This is a genomic window from Amycolatopsis ruanii (assembly GCF_003385175.1).
Taxonomy (GTDB): Bacteria; Actinomycetota; Actinomycetes; order Mycobacteriales; family Pseudonocardiaceae; genus Amycolatopsis_E; species Amycolatopsis_E thermalba.
The window spans coordinates 57,889-72,235 of record NZ_PQHY01000030.1 but is presented as its reverse complement, the minus strand read 5'-3'; the positions used below and the strand labels follow the sequence as shown (position 1 = coordinate 72,235).

Annotated in this window: 15 protein-coding genes; 11 read left to right on the top strand and 4 right to left on the bottom strand. The window is 72.8% G+C overall.

Going from position 1 to position 14,347, the window contains the following annotated elements; all coding sequences use genetic code 11:
- Nucleotides 1-132: 132 nt before the first annotated feature.
- Together D0D28_RS18240 and D0D28_RS18235 are read left to right on the top strand one after the other, a co-directional pair.
- Nucleotides 133-1,317: an MFS transporter gene (locus D0D28_RS18240; RefSeq protein ID WP_233157416.1), complete on the top strand. Its 1,185-nt coding sequence runs from the start codon at nucleotides 133-135 to the stop codon at nucleotides 1,315-1,317.
- A gap of 4 nt (nucleotides 1,318-1,321) precedes the next feature.
- Nucleotides 1,322-2,044 carry a DinB family protein gene (locus D0D28_RS18235; RefSeq protein ID WP_116111403.1) on the top strand — a complete coding sequence of 241 codons (723 nt, stop codon included), beginning with the start codon at nucleotides 1,322-1,324 and terminating at the stop codon, nucleotides 2,042-2,044.
- On the opposite strand, the gene D0D28_RS18230 is transcribed toward D0D28_RS18235, so the two are convergent.
- Nucleotides 1,993-2,592, bottom strand: a complete 600-nt coding sequence (locus D0D28_RS18230; RefSeq protein ID WP_116111402.1) for a TetR/AcrR family transcriptional regulator — start codon at nucleotides 2,590-2,592, stop codon at nucleotides 1,993-1,995. The genes D0D28_RS18235 and D0D28_RS18230 overlap by 52 nt on opposite strands.
- 63 nt (nucleotides 2,593-2,655) lie before the next feature.
- On the opposite strand from D0D28_RS18230, the gene D0D28_RS18225 reads away from it, so the two are divergent.
- A complete protein-coding gene (locus D0D28_RS18225) occupies nucleotides 2,656-3,651 on the top strand; it encodes a hypothetical protein (RefSeq protein ID WP_116111401.1) in 996 nt (331 codons plus the stop codon).
- Between the two features lie 50 nt (nucleotides 3,652-3,701).
- Here D0D28_RS18225 and D0D28_RS18220 read toward each other — a convergent pair whose 3' ends face one another.
- Nucleotides 3,702-5,012, bottom strand: coding sequence for a DUF349 domain-containing protein (locus D0D28_RS18220; protein ID WP_094007500.1), 1,311 nt, complete (start codon nucleotides 5,010-5,012; stop codon nucleotides 3,702-3,704).
- Nucleotides 5,013-5,259: 247 nt separating this feature from the next.
- On the opposite strand from D0D28_RS18220, the gene D0D28_RS18215 reads away from it, so the two are divergent.
- Genes D0D28_RS18215 through dapF form a run of 3 tightly spaced genes read left to right on the top strand, consistent with a single transcriptional unit; the run spans nucleotide 5,260 to nucleotide 7,682 of the window.
- Complete coding sequence (locus tag D0D28_RS18215; RefSeq protein ID WP_116111400.1) at nucleotides 5,260-5,943, top strand: class III extradiol dioxygenase subunit B-like domain-containing protein; 684 nt, start codon at nucleotides 5,260-5,262, stop codon at nucleotides 5,941-5,943.
- A complete protein-coding gene (miaA, locus tag D0D28_RS18210) occupies nucleotides 5,940-6,839 on the top strand; it encodes a tRNA (adenosine(37)-N6)-dimethylallyltransferase MiaA (protein WP_116111399.1) in 900 nt (299 codons plus the stop codon). The genes D0D28_RS18215 and miaA overlap by 4 nt, the downstream gene beginning before the upstream one ends.
- Before the next feature lie 9 nt (nucleotides 6,840-6,848).
- The gene (gene dapF, locus D0D28_RS18205; protein WP_116111398.1) at nucleotides 6,849-7,682 is read left to right on the top strand and encodes a diaminopimelate epimerase; all 834 of its coding nucleotides are present in this window, start codon (nucleotides 6,849-6,851) and stop codon (nucleotides 7,680-7,682) included.
- Here dapF and D0D28_RS18200 read toward each other — a convergent pair.
- A complete protein-coding gene (locus tag D0D28_RS18200; RefSeq protein WP_116111397.1) occupies nucleotides 7,588-8,907 on the bottom strand; it encodes an MFS transporter in 1,320 nt (439 codons plus the stop codon). The genes dapF and D0D28_RS18200 overlap by 95 nt on opposite strands.
- A gap of 101 nt (nucleotides 8,908-9,008) precedes the next feature.
- Here D0D28_RS18200 and D0D28_RS18195 point away from each other — a divergent pair, with 101 nt between their 5' ends.
- The 3 genes from D0D28_RS18195 to D0D28_RS18185 are packed head-to-tail and all read left to right on the top strand — an operon-like array spanning nucleotide 9,009 to nucleotide 11,989.
- Nucleotides 9,009-9,464 (top strand): ArsR/SmtB family transcription factor, encoded by a 456-nt coding sequence (locus D0D28_RS18195; protein ID WP_116111406.1) that lies wholly within the window; start codon nucleotides 9,009-9,011, stop codon nucleotides 9,462-9,464.
- Nucleotides 9,465-9,507: 43 nt separating this feature from the next.
- On the top strand, nucleotides 9,508-10,938 hold the full coding sequence (gene hflX, locus D0D28_RS18190) for a GTPase HflX (RefSeq protein ID WP_116111396.1): 1,431 nt from the start codon (nucleotides 9,508-9,510) through the stop codon (nucleotides 10,936-10,938).
- A gap of 37 nt (nucleotides 10,939-10,975) precedes the next feature.
- On the top strand, nucleotides 10,976-11,989 hold the full coding sequence (locus D0D28_RS18185; RefSeq protein WP_116111395.1) for a hypothetical protein: 1,014 nt from the start codon (nucleotides 10,976-10,978) through the stop codon (nucleotides 11,987-11,989).
- Between the two features lie 195 nt (nucleotides 11,990-12,184).
- Here D0D28_RS18185 and lexA read toward each other — a convergent pair whose 3' ends face one another.
- Nucleotides 12,185-12,886 carry a transcriptional repressor LexA gene (gene lexA / locus D0D28_RS18180; protein ID WP_116111394.1) on the bottom strand — a complete coding sequence of 234 codons (702 nt, stop codon included), beginning with the start codon at nucleotides 12,884-12,886 and terminating at the stop codon, nucleotides 12,185-12,187.
- Between the two features lie 246 nt (nucleotides 12,887-13,132).
- Here lexA and D0D28_RS18175 point away from each other — a divergent pair, with 246 nt between their 5' ends.
- Together D0D28_RS18175 and nrdR are read left to right on the top strand one after the other, a co-directional pair.
- The gene (locus tag D0D28_RS18175; RefSeq protein WP_116111393.1) at nucleotides 13,133-13,597 is read left to right on the top strand and encodes a LysM peptidoglycan-binding domain-containing protein; all 465 of its coding nucleotides are present in this window, start codon (nucleotides 13,133-13,135) and stop codon (nucleotides 13,595-13,597) included.
- Between the two features lie 261 nt (nucleotides 13,598-13,858).
- On the top strand, nucleotides 13,859-14,341 hold the full coding sequence (nrdR, locus tag D0D28_RS18170; RefSeq protein ID WP_027936105.1) for a transcriptional regulator NrdR: 483 nt from the start codon (nucleotides 13,859-13,861) through the stop codon (nucleotides 14,339-14,341).
- Nucleotides 14,342-14,347: the final 6 nt, after the last annotated feature.

Genomic DNA, 14,347 nt, shown 5'->3' with positions numbered 1-14,347 from the left:
CGCTCTGCCCCCGTGCCCACCACCCGAGCCGACGTGTCTGCCCCGCCGTGCTCGCCGTTCGGCGCGGCCAGCCCCGTTCGGAATTTCTGAACGTCCCGTTCCCGCGCGCCCGCGCGCGTTAGAACCGATGCCATGACCGAGTCTGCCGTGCTGCCCGTGACCCGGCGGGTGTGGCCGCGCGCGGCGTGGCTCATCACCGCCACCGGGTGGGGCGCCAACCAGTTCTCGCCGCTGCTGGGGGCCTACCGGCGCGAGATGGGCCTGTCCGCGGCGACCGTGACCGGGCTGTTCGCGATCTACATCGTCGGGCTGGTGCCCGGGCTGCTGCTCGGCGGGCCCGGCGCGGACCGCTTCGGTCGGCGGCCCGTCGTGCTGGGGGCGGTCGTCCTGTCGGTGCTCGCGACGGGGGCCCTGCTGCTCGGCGAGGTGGGGGTGCCGTGGCTGGGCGTGGGACGCTTCGGCTCCGGGTTCGCCATGGGCGCGGTGCTGGCGGCGGGCAGCGCGTGGGTGAAGGAGCTGTCGCACCCGCCGCACGACGACGCCGCCGAGGGGACCGGCGCGCGGCGGGCCAGCCTGTTCCTGTCCGCCGGGTTCGGGATCGGGGGCCTGGTCGCGGCACTGATCGCGCAGTGGGCGCCGCTGGACGTGGCGTACCTGCCGCACCTCGTGCTGTCCGCCGTCGTCCTGGTCGCGGCGCTCAAGGTGCCGGAGACCGCGCCGCGGGTGGTGCCGGGCAAGCGGGTGACCGGCATCCGCGACCCGCGGTTCCGGCGGACGGTGGTGCCGGTGGCGCCGTGGGTGTTCGCCGCGCCCGCGACCGGGTTCGCGGTGCTGCCGTCGGTGGTGGAGTCGCGTCTCGGGGAGGCCGAGACGGTGTTCGCCGGCGTGGCGATCGCGGTCGTGCTGGGGGCCGGGCTGCTGATCCAGCCGGTCGGCCGACAACTCGCGGCGCGCGCCGTCGTGCTGCCCGCGCTGATCGGGCTGGCCGCCATCGGAACCGGGATGCTGCTGGGCCTCGCCGCGGCGGTGTCGGCACAGCCGGCGGTGGCGCTGCTGGCCGACGCGGTGCTGGGGTGCGGGTACGGGCTGTGCGTGACGTTCGGCCTCACGGAGATCGCGCGGATCGCCCCGCCGGAGGGCCTGGCCCGGCTCGCGTCGGTGTGGTGGGCGCTGACTTACGTCGGGTTCTGCGCGCCGTACGTGTTCGCGCTCCTCACGCAGGTGACCACGCCGCCGGTGATCCTCGGCAGCGCGGCGGGACTGGCGTTCCTGACCGGCGCGGGCGTGGCGCTACGCCACCGGACGGCGCCATCATGACGGGGTGGACATCGCGGACACCGACCTCACCGGCTCCACCTTCCGCACCTGCGACCTGAGCGGGCTGAAGATCGCCGACTCGCGACTGTACGACGTGTCCATCTCGGGCGACCTGGCCCGGTTCGTGGTCAACGACGTGGACGTCACGGACTTCGTGGAAGCCGAACTCGACCGCCGCCACCCCGAGCGCGTGCAACTGCGGACGATGGAGACGCCCGCGGACTTCCGGGCGATGTGGGGCACCATCGAGTCGCTGTGGGCGGACACCCTCGCCCGCGCACGCCGGCTCCCCGGGGAGCTGCTCCACGAGCGCGTCGACGGCGAGTGGTCGTTCGTGGAAACCCTGCGGCACCTGGTCTTCGCGACGGACGCCTGGGTGAGCCGGACGATCCTGGACCAGCCGATGCCCTACCACCGGCTGGCCCTGCCGCAGACGTCCTACCCGGATCCGGAGACACTGCTCGGTGTCGACGTCGGCGCGCGTCCGGCGCTCGACGAGGTCCTGGAAGTCCGCGCGGACCGGATGGGGCTGGTGCGGCGCATCGTCGACGGCCTCACCGACGGGGAGCTGTCCCGGCCCTGCCGCCGATCACCGGCGCCCGGCTACCCCGCGGAGCCGCACCCGGTGGGCAAATGTCTGCGCGTGGTGATGAACGAGGAGTGCGAGCACCGCCGTTACGCCGTGCGGGACCTCGCCGCGCTGGAGGCGCGGACCAGCGGCAGGTAGACCTCGTCCACGATTTCGACCAGCACGTCGTCCGGGGCGGTGGGTACGCCGCGCACCACGAACTCGTTGCGCAGCAACACGATCGCCACCGTGGCGATCCTCGGGCGCAGCGCTCCCGGTGCCGCTTCGCCGCGTTGAACGGCCCGTTCGAGGATCGTCAGCCACGGGGCTGCCGCGTCCTCGCCCGGGTCCTGCAGCCGCGACAGCAGTTCGGCAGCGCCGCGCTGCGCGGAGATCAGCTCGCGCAGGATCGCGCCCAGCGGGGAACTCCAGTGGCGGTTGGCGCCGCGCAGCAGTTCGAGCGCGTCCTCGCGCAGGCTGCCCGTGTCCGGCAGCGGCACCGACTTCGTGAGCCGCTGGTAGGCCGCGACCCCGAGGGACAGCCGGTTCGGCCAGCGGCGGTAGATCGCGTTCTTGTTGGTGCCGGCCCGCGCGGCGACCTTGTCCATGGTCAGCCCCGCGAACCCGGACTCGGTCAGCTCGTCCGCCGCCGCCCGCAGGATCGCGTCCTCCAGCGCGGGCCCCCGCCGCCGTGTCCTGGACTCCACGGGTACGCACAGTACCTTATCTCTGCTAGGGTACCGCCAGTACCTTATTGGAGGAGATGACACATGCGGGCCAAGGGCATCAGTTACGACACCGGTTTCGTGCAGAACGGGAAGTGCTCCCGGACGCGATTCGACCCGGAGCTGGTCGAGCGCGAGCTGCGGACCATCCGCGACGACCTGCACTGCACCGCCGTGCGGATCACGGGCGGCGACCCGGAACGGCTGGAGTTCGCCGCGACCCGCGCCGCGGACCTGGGCCTCGAGGTCTGGTTCTCGCCCTATCCGCTGGAGCTGACCGAGGCGGAGACGCTGAAGCTGTTCGCGGACTGCGCCGAGCGCGCCGAGCGGGCCCGCAGGCGGGGAGCCGAGGTCGTGTTCGTCGCCGGCGCCGAGCTGAGCCTGATGAACAAGGGTTTCCTGCCCGGCGAGGGAGCCCGGGAGCGCGTCGCGTCACTGCTGGACAACCGGGAGCACATCGGCGAGGTCGCCAGCCGGATCAACGATTTCCTCGCCCGGGCGGTGGCCGTCGTGCGGGAACGCTTCGGCGGCCCGGTGACGTACGCGTCCGTGCAGCTGGAGCGCGTCGACTGGACGCCGTTCGACTTCGTCTCGGTGGACCTGTACCGGACGGCCGAGATCGCCGACCGCTTCGCCGACGGGGTCCGGGTCCTCGTCGCGCAGGGCAAACCGGTCGCGATCACCGAGTTCGGCGCCGCGACCTACCGCGGCGCGGGCGATCTGGGGGCGAGTGGTCTGGACGCGGTGGAGTACGACGACGACGGCCCGGTCCGGCTCAACGGCGTCTACGAGCGCGACGAGGAGGGCCAGGCCGCGTACCTGCGCGAGCTGCTGGAGACGTTCGACGCCGCCGGGGTGGACAGCGCGTTCGTGTTCACCTTCGCGCTGTACGACCACGTCCACCGCCCCGGCGGCGACCCGTGCCAGGACCTGGACCTGGCCAGCTACGGCGTGGTGAAGGTGTTCGCCGACCGCGACGGCCTGCCCTGGGAACCGAAGGCCGCGTTCGCCGCGATCGGCGAGTACTACGGGGAGCACTGAGCACGAGAACGGCCCCTCCCACCCGGGAAGGGGCCGTCACCACGAACGACTCAGCGGTCCGCGACCGCCTGCTCCGCCGCCTGCATCCACTCCCGCCACTGGGCCGCCTGCTCCTCGGCCTTCTTGGCGCGCCGCTCGTCGCCGGCGGCGCGGGCCTTCGCGGCCTGCGCTTCGAACTGCTCGACCCGCTCGCGGAACTGCGCGGCCCGCGCCTGGGCCTCCGGGTCGCTCCGGCGCCATTGGCTGTCCTCGACGGCGCGGATGCGGTCCTGCACCGCCTTGAGCCGGCCGTCCAGCTCGCGGATCCGCTCCCGCGGCACCTTGCCGATCTCGTCCCACTGCTCCTGGATCCGCCGCAGCTGCGCCTTCGCCGCGTCGAGGTTCGCGCCCGGGTCGATCTTCTCGGCCTCGACGAGCAGCTCCTCCTTGCGCGTGGCGTTCGCGGCGAACTCGGCGTCACGCTCGGAGAACGTCGCCGAGCGGCGGGCGAAGAACGCGTCCTGCGCGGCGCGGAAGCGCTGCCACAGCGCGTCGTCGGCCTCCTTGGGCGCCCGGCCCGCGGCCTTCCACTCCGCCATCAGTTCCTTGTAGCGCCCGGCGGTCGGGCCCCAGTCGGTCGAGTCGGCGAGCGCCTCGGCCTCCGCGATCAGCTCCTCCTTGCGGGCCTTCGCCGCCGCGCGTTGCTTGTCCAGCTCGGCGAAGTGCGACCCGCGGCGCCGGTTGAACCCCTCGCGCGCCTTGGAAAAGCGCTTCCACAGCTCGTCGTCGGTCTTGCGGTCGACGCCCTTGATCGTCTTCCACTCGTCGAGGATCGCGCGCAGCCGGTCGCCCGCGGCCTTCCACTGCACCGATTCGGCGGCGATCTTCTCGGCCTCCTCGGCGAGCGCCTGCTTGCGCCCGACCGCCGCCGCGCGGGCCTGTTCGCGCTCCTGCTTCGCCGCCGCCAGCGCGGTCTCGGCGTGCGCGACGATCTGGTCGATCCGCGCCGACAGCGCCGCGAGGTCCCCGACGACGGCCGCCGTCGGCAGGCTCTCCCGCAACTGCGTGGCGGTGGCGAGCGCGTGCTTCGGGTCGCCCGCGCCGGACGACAGCCGGGTGCCGAGCAGCTCGACCTCGGTGCGCAGGTCGTCGAAGCGCCGCGCGTAGTGCAGCAGTCCCTCCTCCGGCGAGCCGGCCTGCCACACGCCGACGGTGCGTTCCCCGTCCGCGGTCCGGACGTAGACGTTGCCCTCGTCGTCCACGCGGCCCCAGCGGGAGGGATGCGGCTCGGCCGGCGGGACCGGCGCGCCGTGACCGGCGGCGGGCGTGTGGCCGTGGGGCACCTGGTGGGGTGCCGGGGTGCCGGTGTTCTCGTCGGACATCGCAGGCTCCTTATCGCCTGTCGGCCCGCCTGGTGGCGGGCGCCCCGCGGGCGCGCGGGGCCGGGTCATGCGGGTTTCGTTCCCTCTGGCCGCATTCAAGCAGTTCAGCGCCGCTCGTGGTACTCGGTTGGGGGGTCGGAGCGGGTGATTCTACTTCCGGACCACGTGGGATCGTTGTGATCGTCGATCTCGCTGCGCTCCGTGTCCGCGGGTTGCCCGAGAGTGGCTGCCGGTAACCTCGACGGGTGTGATCGTGCAAGCCGTGGTGGTACCGCAGCCCCCGCTGCTCGTGCCCGCCCTGTCCCCGGGTGCGAACGCCGAGCTGGAGGCGCTGCGCGCGGCCTGCCGCACCGCGGTGGCGCGTCTCGCCGCCGCCACCCGGGAGTGGGTCGCGGTCGGCGCCGGTGACCACGAACGGGTCATCGAACCCGCTACGTCCGGGTCGTTCCGCGGATACGGGGTCGACGTTCCGGTCTCGCTGACCGCCGGGCCCGCGACCCCCGCCGACCTCCCGCTGCCCGCACTGGTCGCGGCCTGGCTGCGCGAGCAGGCGGACGCCGGGTCGGTGCGCGTGCACCTCGCCGGCGGCGACCCGGCCGAGTGCGAGCGCCTGGGCAAGCACCTCGCCCACGGCGACCGGACCGGCCTGCTCGTGCTCGGCGACGGTTCGAACCGGCATGGCCCCAGGTCCCCGGGCAGCGAGCCCGACCGCGCCCCCGCCTTCGACGACGCCGTCGCCCGCGCGCTGGGCAGCGCCGACACCGCCGCGCTGCGGGCGCTCGACCCCGGACTGGCCGCCGAACTCGGCGCCGGCGGGCGCGCGCCGTGGCAGGTCCTGGCCGGCACCGGCGACGACTGGCGCGCCGAGTTGCTCTACTCCGCGGCGCCGTTCGGCGTCGGCTACCACGTCGCGGTGTGGGAGCGCGGATGAAGCCGATCGCCGTCGTCGGCCCCACCGCCACCGGGAAGTCCGACCTCGCCATCACGATCGCCCGCGCGGTCGGCGGCGAGGTGGTCAACGCCGATGCCCTGCAGCTCTACCGCGGCATGGACATCGGCACCGCCAAGGTCCCCGAGGCGGAGCGGCGCGGCGTACCGCACCACCTGCTCGACGTCCTCGACGTCACCGAGACCGCCTCCGTCGCCGCCTACCAGCGCGACGCGCGGGCCGTCATCGAGCGCCTGCTGGCCGCGGGCACGGTGCCGGTGCTGGCCGGCGGCTCCGGGCTCTACGTGCAGGCCGTGCTCGACGACCTCCGCTTCCCGGGCACCGACCCGGCGGTGCGGGCGCGCCTGGAGGCCGAGGCGACGCAGGCCCGCGCCGCGGCCCTGCACAGCAGGCTGAGCAGGCTCGATCCCGCCGCGGCCACCGCGATCCTGCCGACCAACACGCGCCGGATCGTCCGCGCGCTGGAGGTCATCGAGATCACCGGGCAACCGTTCTCCGCGAACCTGCCCGAACCCGGTCCGGCGCGCTACGGCGCGGTGCTGATCGGGATCGACCGGGACACCGAGGACCTGGACGGGCGGGTGGAGCTGCGGGTGGACCGGATGTTCGCCGCGGGCCTGGTCGACGAGGTGGAGTCCCTGGTGGCACGCGGGTTGCGGGAGGGCAGGACCGCGTCGCGCGCGCTGGGTTACCAGCAGGTGCTCGCCGAGCTGGACGGCGACCGGGACTTCGCCGCCGCGGCCGAGGCGACCAAGCAGGCGACGCGCCGATTCGTTCGCAGGCAACGATCCTGGTTCCGCCGGGACGCCCGGATCCGGTGGTTCGACGGTGCCGATCTTGACGTGGCCGAGCGGGTGCTCGCCGTGGTGGACCAGTAGTCTGATCGTGTGGTTATCGAGTTCCTCAAGGGGCATGGCACCCAGAACGACTTCGTGGTGCTTCCCGACCCCGACGCCCGGCTGGACCTGACGGCGAGCCGGGTCGCCGCGCTGTGCGACCGCCAGCGCGGGCTCGGTGCCGACGGCGTCCTCCGGGTCGTCCGCAGGGAAGCCGTGGACATCCCCGCCGCGTCCGATTCGGCGGGGGAGTGGTTCATGGACTACCGCAACGCCGACGGGTCGATCGCCGAGATGTGCGGCAACGGCACGCGGGTCTTCGCGCGCTACCTCGTCGAAGCGGGCCTGGTGCCCGGCCGCGAGTTCGTCATCGGCACCCGGGCCGGCGACCGTCCGGTGGTGGTGCACCCGGACCTCTCGGTGACGGTGCAGATGGGCCCGGCCGCGATCACCGGCGCGTCGGTCGCCATCGTCGACGGGCACAACTTCTCCGGCGTCGCCGTGAACGTCGGCAACCCGCACCTGGTGTCCATTGTGGACGAGGACATCGACGAGCTGGACCTGTCCCGCCCGCCCCGCTACGACAGCGACTTCTTCCCCGACGGCGTCAACCTGGAGTTCGTCAACCCGCTCGGCGAGCAGCGCCTGAAGATGCGGGTGTACGAGCGCGGGGTGGGCGAGACCCGCGCGTGCGGCACCGGCACCGTGGCGGCCGTCGCGGCCGCGCTGCACCTGGCCGGCACCGACACCGGGAAGTCCGCAGTGGACATTCCCGGCGGCCGGGTCGAGGTCAGTGTGGAGCGGGGGGCGTCGACACTGACGGGCCCGGCGGAGTTCGTGGCGCGGGGTCAGCTGGATCCGCGGTGGTGGGAGAAGGCGGGCTGACCGGCAGGTCGCGCATCTTCCGCAACGGCGACAACAGCACCGGCAGCATCGTCACGGCCATGAGCGAGCACCCGGCCCACACCGTGGGCCGGACGCCGATCAGTTCGCCCAGCCCGCCGCCCGCGAGCCCGCCCAGCGGCATCGTGCCCCACACCACGAACCGCACGGTCGCGTTCATCCGGCCCAGCAGCCGGTCCGGGCAGATCGCCTGCCGGTAGCTGACCTGCGCCACGTTGTAGACGACGATGCCGTAGCCGCTGGCGACCAGGCCCGCCACGCCCAGCGCCACCGACCAGCCCGGCTGGGACAGCGGCAGCAGCAGCTGGAGCGGCCAGGTGGTCAGCGGCACCAGCCAGATCGCCCTGGCCTGCCCGATGACGCGGGTCCAGAACCCGGCGGTCAGGGCGCCGAGCACGCCGCCGGCGCTGCCGAGGGCGAGCACCAGACCGACGCCGGACGGGCTCAGCCCGAGGTCGCGGGTGAGGAACAGGACCTGCATCGAGAGGACGATCGTCCCGGCGAAGTTGCCGGTCGAGGTGCACAGCGTGATCGCCCGCAACGCCGGGTTGCCGAACACGAACCGCAGGCCCTCGGCGATCTGCGTGCGCAGCGGGGTGCCGTCGTGCGGCTCGGGCTCCGGCTCGGGAGTCTTGATCCGCAACAGGAACAGCCCGGACGCGAGGTAGCCCACGCCGGTCGCGAGCACCGCGTTGGCCGCCCCGAACAGCTGGGTTAGCCCGCCGCCCAGCCCGGGCCCGGCCACCTGCGCGACCGACTGGCTGGCCTGCAGTTTGGCGTTGCCCTCCACCAGGTGCTGCCGCCCGACCAGCGACGGCAGGTAGGACTGGTAGGAGACGTCGAAGAACACCGTCCCGACGCTGACCAGCAACGCGACCACGACCAGCTGGGTCAGCGTCAGCCAGCCGGTCCACCACGCCACCGGGATGGTCAGCAGCAGCGCGGCGCGCGCGAAGGCGGCGCGCAGCATGAGCGGACGCCGTTTCATCCGGTCCACCCACACCCCGGCGGGCAGCCCGATCAGCAGGAACGCGGCGTTCTCGGCCGCGGTGAGCAGGCCCATCTCGCCAGGGGTCGCGGACAGCACGGTCGCGGCCAGCAGGGGCAGCACGGTGATCCCGACGAACGTGCCCGCCTGGCTGACGGTGTCGCCGGCCCACAGGAGGCGGAAGCCCGCGTGGAACCACAGGGAGTCTCTTCGGCGCACCCCGATAGGGTGACGCAGTGATTGGAATCCGTCAATCACTTCCGCGTTACGCTTACCCGGTGCGAGACCGCCGCCCCGCGACCGAGGCCGAGGCAGCCGCCCTGGCCTCGGGAATACGCCTGCGCATCATCCGGTTGACCTATGCGGAGGCGTTGACGAACAAGGAAATCGCGCAGCGCCTCGGCCGCGACCCGGCCACCACCCTGCACCACGTGCGCAAGCTCGTCGACACCGGATTCCTGGCTCCGCAACCGGTCCGCCGGGGCAACCGCGGCGCGAAGGAGATCCCGTACCTGTCCACCGGGAAGTCCTGGGACCTGTCCGGGAAGGACAGCGAGGCGCTGGCCGAGGCCATGCTCGAGGCCTACCTCGCCGAGGTCGCCGAGCTGGACCGGGGCGAGCTGGACCAGTCCCGCCTGGTGATCCGGGTGGCCCCGGGCGAGCGCCGCGAGTTCGAGCGACGGCTGGCGGGCCTGCTGGACGAGTTCCGGAACCGCTCCACGCCGGAGGGCGACGAGCAGTTCGCGGTCTACGTCGCGACGTACCCGAGCCGCTAAAGGATTCGGACAATCCCGCGAACCGTGGGACCATGGAAGGACGATGACAGAACTGACCTACACAGACCTCGTGGCAGACCCCTCGACGGGTGAGCTGGAACTCTCCGACCGCGCCTCGCTGCGCCGCGTCGCCGGCCTGTCCACCGAACTGTCGGACATCACCGAGGTCGAGTACCGGAAACTCCGCCTCGAACGCGTGGTGCTGGTCGGCGTGTGGACCGAGGGCACCGCGGAGCAGTCCGAGGCCTCCCTCGCCGAACTCGCACGCCTGGCCGAGACCGCCGGTTCCGAGGTGCTCGAAGGTCTCGTGCAGCGGCGCTCCAAGCCCGACCCGGCCACCTACATCGGCTCGGGCAAGGTGCGCGAGCTGTTCGACATCGTCGTCGCCACCGGGGCCGACACGGTCATCTGCGACGGCGAGCTCTCGCCCGGCCAGCTGCGGCAGCTGGAGGAGCGGCTCAAGGTCAAGGTGATCGACCGGACCGCGCTGATCCTCGACATCTTCGCCCAGCACGCGCGCTCGCGCGAAGGCAAGGCGCAGGTCGAGCTGGCCCAGCTGCAGTACCTCATCCCGCGGCTGCGGGGCTGGGGTGAGTCGCTGTCCCGGCAGGCCGGTGGCCGGGCCGGCGGCGCGAACGGCGGCGTCGGCCTGCGTGGTCCCGGTGAAACCAAGCTGGAGACCGACCGCAGGCGCATCAACAAGCGCGTGGCGAAGCTGCGCCGCGAGATCGCCGCGATGGACACCATCCGGGCGACCAAGCGGGGCCGCCGCGTCGCCAACGAGGTGCCCAGCGTCGCGATCGTCGGCTACACCAACGCGGGCAAGTCGAGCCTGCTCAACGCCATCACCGGGGCCGGTGTGCTGGTGGAGAACGCCCTGTTCGCCACCCTGGACCCGACCACCCGGCGGGCGGCCACCCCGGACGGGCGCACGTTCACGCTGACCGACACCGTCGGGTTCGTCCGGCACCTGCCGCACCAGCTGGTCGACGCGTTCCGCTCGACGCTGGACGAGACGGCCGACGCCGATCTGCTGCTGCACGTGGTGGACGGGTCCGACCCGGCGCCGGAGGAGCAGGTCAACGCGGTGCGCCAGGTGCTCGCCGAGATCACCCGGAGCCACGAGAGCCCGCTGCCGCCGGAGCTGATCGTGATCAACAAGGCGGACGCGGCCGACGAGCTGGCGCTGGTCCGCCTCCGGCACCTGCTGCCGGGCGCGATCGTGGTGTCGGCCAAGACCGGTGAGGGTGTCGCCGAGCTGGTCGAGGCCCTGGCCGAGCGGCTGCCGCGGCCCGACGTGGTCGTCGACGCCCTGGTGCCCTACACCCGGGGTGAGCTGGTGGCGCGGGTGCACTCCGAGGGGGAGGTCCTCACCGAGGAGCACCTGCCGGAAGGCACCCGGCTGAGCGCACGCGTTCGCCCGGACGTGGCGTCCGCGCTGGAGGACTACGCGGTCCACGGCTCACCCGCCTGAAATCGGTACCGTGGCTCGGGTGAGCCTCGGTAGAGCTGTGCTGGTGCCGGTCCTGTCCGTCCTGCTCGCGCTGGGGCTGGCCGGACCGGCGCGCGCGGCGCAGGCACCCGCCCCGGAGCCGGTGTGCTCGGTGTCCGACAAGCGGCTCGGTGAGCTGTCCGGCCTGGTGAGCGACGGGTCGCGGTGGTACGCGATCAACGACGGCGGCACGAAGGTGCAGATCTTCGTGCTGGGCCGGGACTGCGCCGTGCAGCGCGTGATCTCCGGTTCGACCGACCCGTACGACGTCGAGGACCTCGCGCGGGCCGCGGACGGCACGTTCTGGCTCGCCGACACCGGGGACAACCGCAAGCAACGCGACACCGTCGCCCTGCTGGCCGTCACGCCGCAGGGCAAGGTGACGCTCCACCGCCTGACCTACCCCGACGGGCAGCACGACGCGGAGGCACTGCTGCTCGACGCGTCGGGAACGCCGTACCTGGTCACGAAGAACCCGCTGGGCGAGGCGGGGATCTACCGGCCGGCCCAGAAGCTGGCCAGTCCGGGGCCGACACCGCTGGAGCGGGTCGGCTCCCTCACCATCAAGTCCACGGACACCCCGGGCGGGCCGGTCGCCGGGTTCGGGTCCGTGCTGGTCACCGGGGGAGCCGTGAGCGCGGACGGCAAGATCGTCGCGCTGCGGACCTACACCGACGCCTACCTGTTCGCCGCTCCCGACCGGGACGTCGCGGCCGCGCTGCGGCGCGAGCCGGTGCGCGTGCCGCTGCCGGACGAGCAGCAGGGGGAGGCGATCGCCTTCGACCCGGACGGCACGCTCGTGTCGGCCTCCGAGGGCACCGGGCCGATCCGCGTGGTGCGCGGGGCCACCGCCCTGGTGGCGGACGCCGAGCCGGCCGACGAGGGCGGCCAGTCCTCCGGCTCCGGCGGGGAGGCCGCCGGCCCGTCCGGCGAGGGCGGGGTGGACACGGTGCCCGGGCTGCTGCTGGCGGTGGTCATCGCGGGCGGCGTCGTGTTCGCCTGGACGAAGCTGCGGAAGCGCTCCGGCCGCTGATCGTTTCGAACGACCGATCGATCATCGGCGCTTGTGGCGGCAAGCAACTCGCACCGCCGCGGGTTCTCAGGCGGCCTCTCGCGAGGACAGCGCCGACGTGGTGAATTGGCATTCATGAGGAGGCGATCCCACAGCGGGAGGCCGTCTGAGGTTCCGCCACCCGCGCCGCTACGCGAGCTGCTGTGCAACCTCGTTTCAGAGGCGGCGGATGACCGCGACGACCTTGCCGAGAATGGTGGCTTCGTCGCCGGGGATCGGGTCGTAGGCCTCGTTGTGCGGCATCAGCCAGACGTGGCCGTCCTTCTGCTTGAACGTCTTGACCGTGGCCTCGCCGTCGATCATCGCCGCCACGATCTCGCCGTTGTTGGCCGTCGGCTGCTGGCGCACGACCACCCAGTCGCCGTCGGTGATGGCGGCGTCGACCATCGAGTCACCGGTGACGCTGAGCAGGAAGACCTCGCCCTCGCCGACGATGTCCTTCGGCAGCGGGAAGACGTCCTCGATGGACTGCTCGGCCAGCACCGGGCCACCGGCGGCGATGCGGCCGACCAGCGGCACGTACGCGGGCTTGGGCATCGGCGTGGTCTCGGCCTCGGCCTGGGCGGTCAGCACCCCCACCGCGCGCGGGCGGTTCGCGTCCCGGCGCAGGTAGCCCTTGCGCTGCAGCGTGCGCAGCTGGTGCGACACCGACGAGGTGGACGTCAGCCCGACCGCCTCGCCGATCTCGCGGACGCTGGGCGGGTAGCCGAACCGCTCGATCCACGCCTTGATGACCTCGAGGATCTGCTGCTGGCGAGGGCTGAGGCCCTCCTCGACGTCCTCCGGGTCGGGGAGGGGATGCACGTCCCCGAACCGGCCACCCGGCCTGCGGATCGTCTCGCCCGTCTCTTGCGACACCGTGCTGCCTCCCAGCTCTGGAGCGGCCGGGAACGCGCACCCGCGCGGCCGGCGCTGTCCGCCTCTGCTGGTCACCCACAGTAGTGCACCCGACAGCAAACATCAAACAACTGTTCGACGACACGCCGGGGCGCGCTCGATTTTGTCGTACCCGGGTGGTACACATTCGCACGGAGGTTCGATAGAACGGTTGTTCGACCGACGGCGCCCCTGGCCGGAGGTCGGGGTCTGCGAGGAGGTTCCGCCATGTCGGTACTGACACACCAGGAGTCGCTGGTCCGGCGCGCGCCGGAGGGCACGACGGACGTGCGGGTGCCGCCGCGCCCGCGCCGCCCCGAGGCGCGGCGCCCGCCGACACGGGCCAGGGTGGTCGCCGGGCGCCGTCCGGGTCCGGTCGCCGCGTGCCCGCGCCGGGTCGCGCCGCGGTGGCCGTGGCTCGCCGCCGTGGGGGTCGCGATCGCGCTCGCCGTCACCGGGTTGGGTGTTTTCGCCGGATCGTTCGCGCCGGACGTCCCGGAGCGGACGGCCACGGTCGCGGTCGCGCCGGGGGAGACGCTGTGGGATCTGGCGCGGCAGTACGCGCCGGGGAGCGACACCGGTGCCGTGGTCGAACGCATCGAGGAGCTGAACCAGCTGCCGGCGGAGTCGGTCGTGCCCGGTCTGTTGCTCACCGTGCCGGTCGAATCCGGCTCCGTGATCACCGGCCCGTGAGGGGCGCCGCCATACCTCATCGGTCGCTCGTGTCGCCTTGCGCCCCGCCCGCGCGCGATCTAAGGTCCACCGCTATATCTAGTAGTTACATGGCTGTAGTTGGTCCACAAGTTGGGGTAGACTGAGGACGAGTTGTCCACAGGCGGTGGGTGTCTGCCCACCGGATATCCACATGTTGATCACCAGGTTCCGGGTCGTAGCGTGGCGGCGCGGGCCGGGGTGGATGTCGCCCGCGGCACGAGAGGGGAAGGTGTTCGGAAGATGCGGTGCCCGTTCTGCCGTCACGCCGACTCCCGGGTCGTCGACTCGCGGGAGGTGGACGAGGGGCAGGCCATCCGCCGCAGGCGGTCCTGCTCGGCCTGCGGTCGCCGGTTCACCACGTCCGAGACGATGGTGCTGGCGGTCGTCAAGCGTTCCGGGGTCACCGAGCAGTTCAGCAGGGACAAGGTGGTCCGGGGCGTGCGCCGCGCCTGCCAGGGCAGGCCGGTCGACGACGACGCGCTGCAGCAGCTCGCCCAGCGGGTCGAGGAGTCGATCCGCGCGGCCGGAGTCGCCGAGATCCCGAGCCACGAGGTCGGCCTGGCCATCCTCGGGCCGCTGCGGGAACTCGACGAGGTCGCCTACCTCCGGTTCGCCAGCGTCTACCGCTCCTTCTCCTCGGTCGAGGACTTCGAGAAGGAGATCGCGGACCTGCGCAAGGCCATGGCAGACAAGCACGGCGACGAAAGCGCGGCCGGGGCGTGAGCCCGG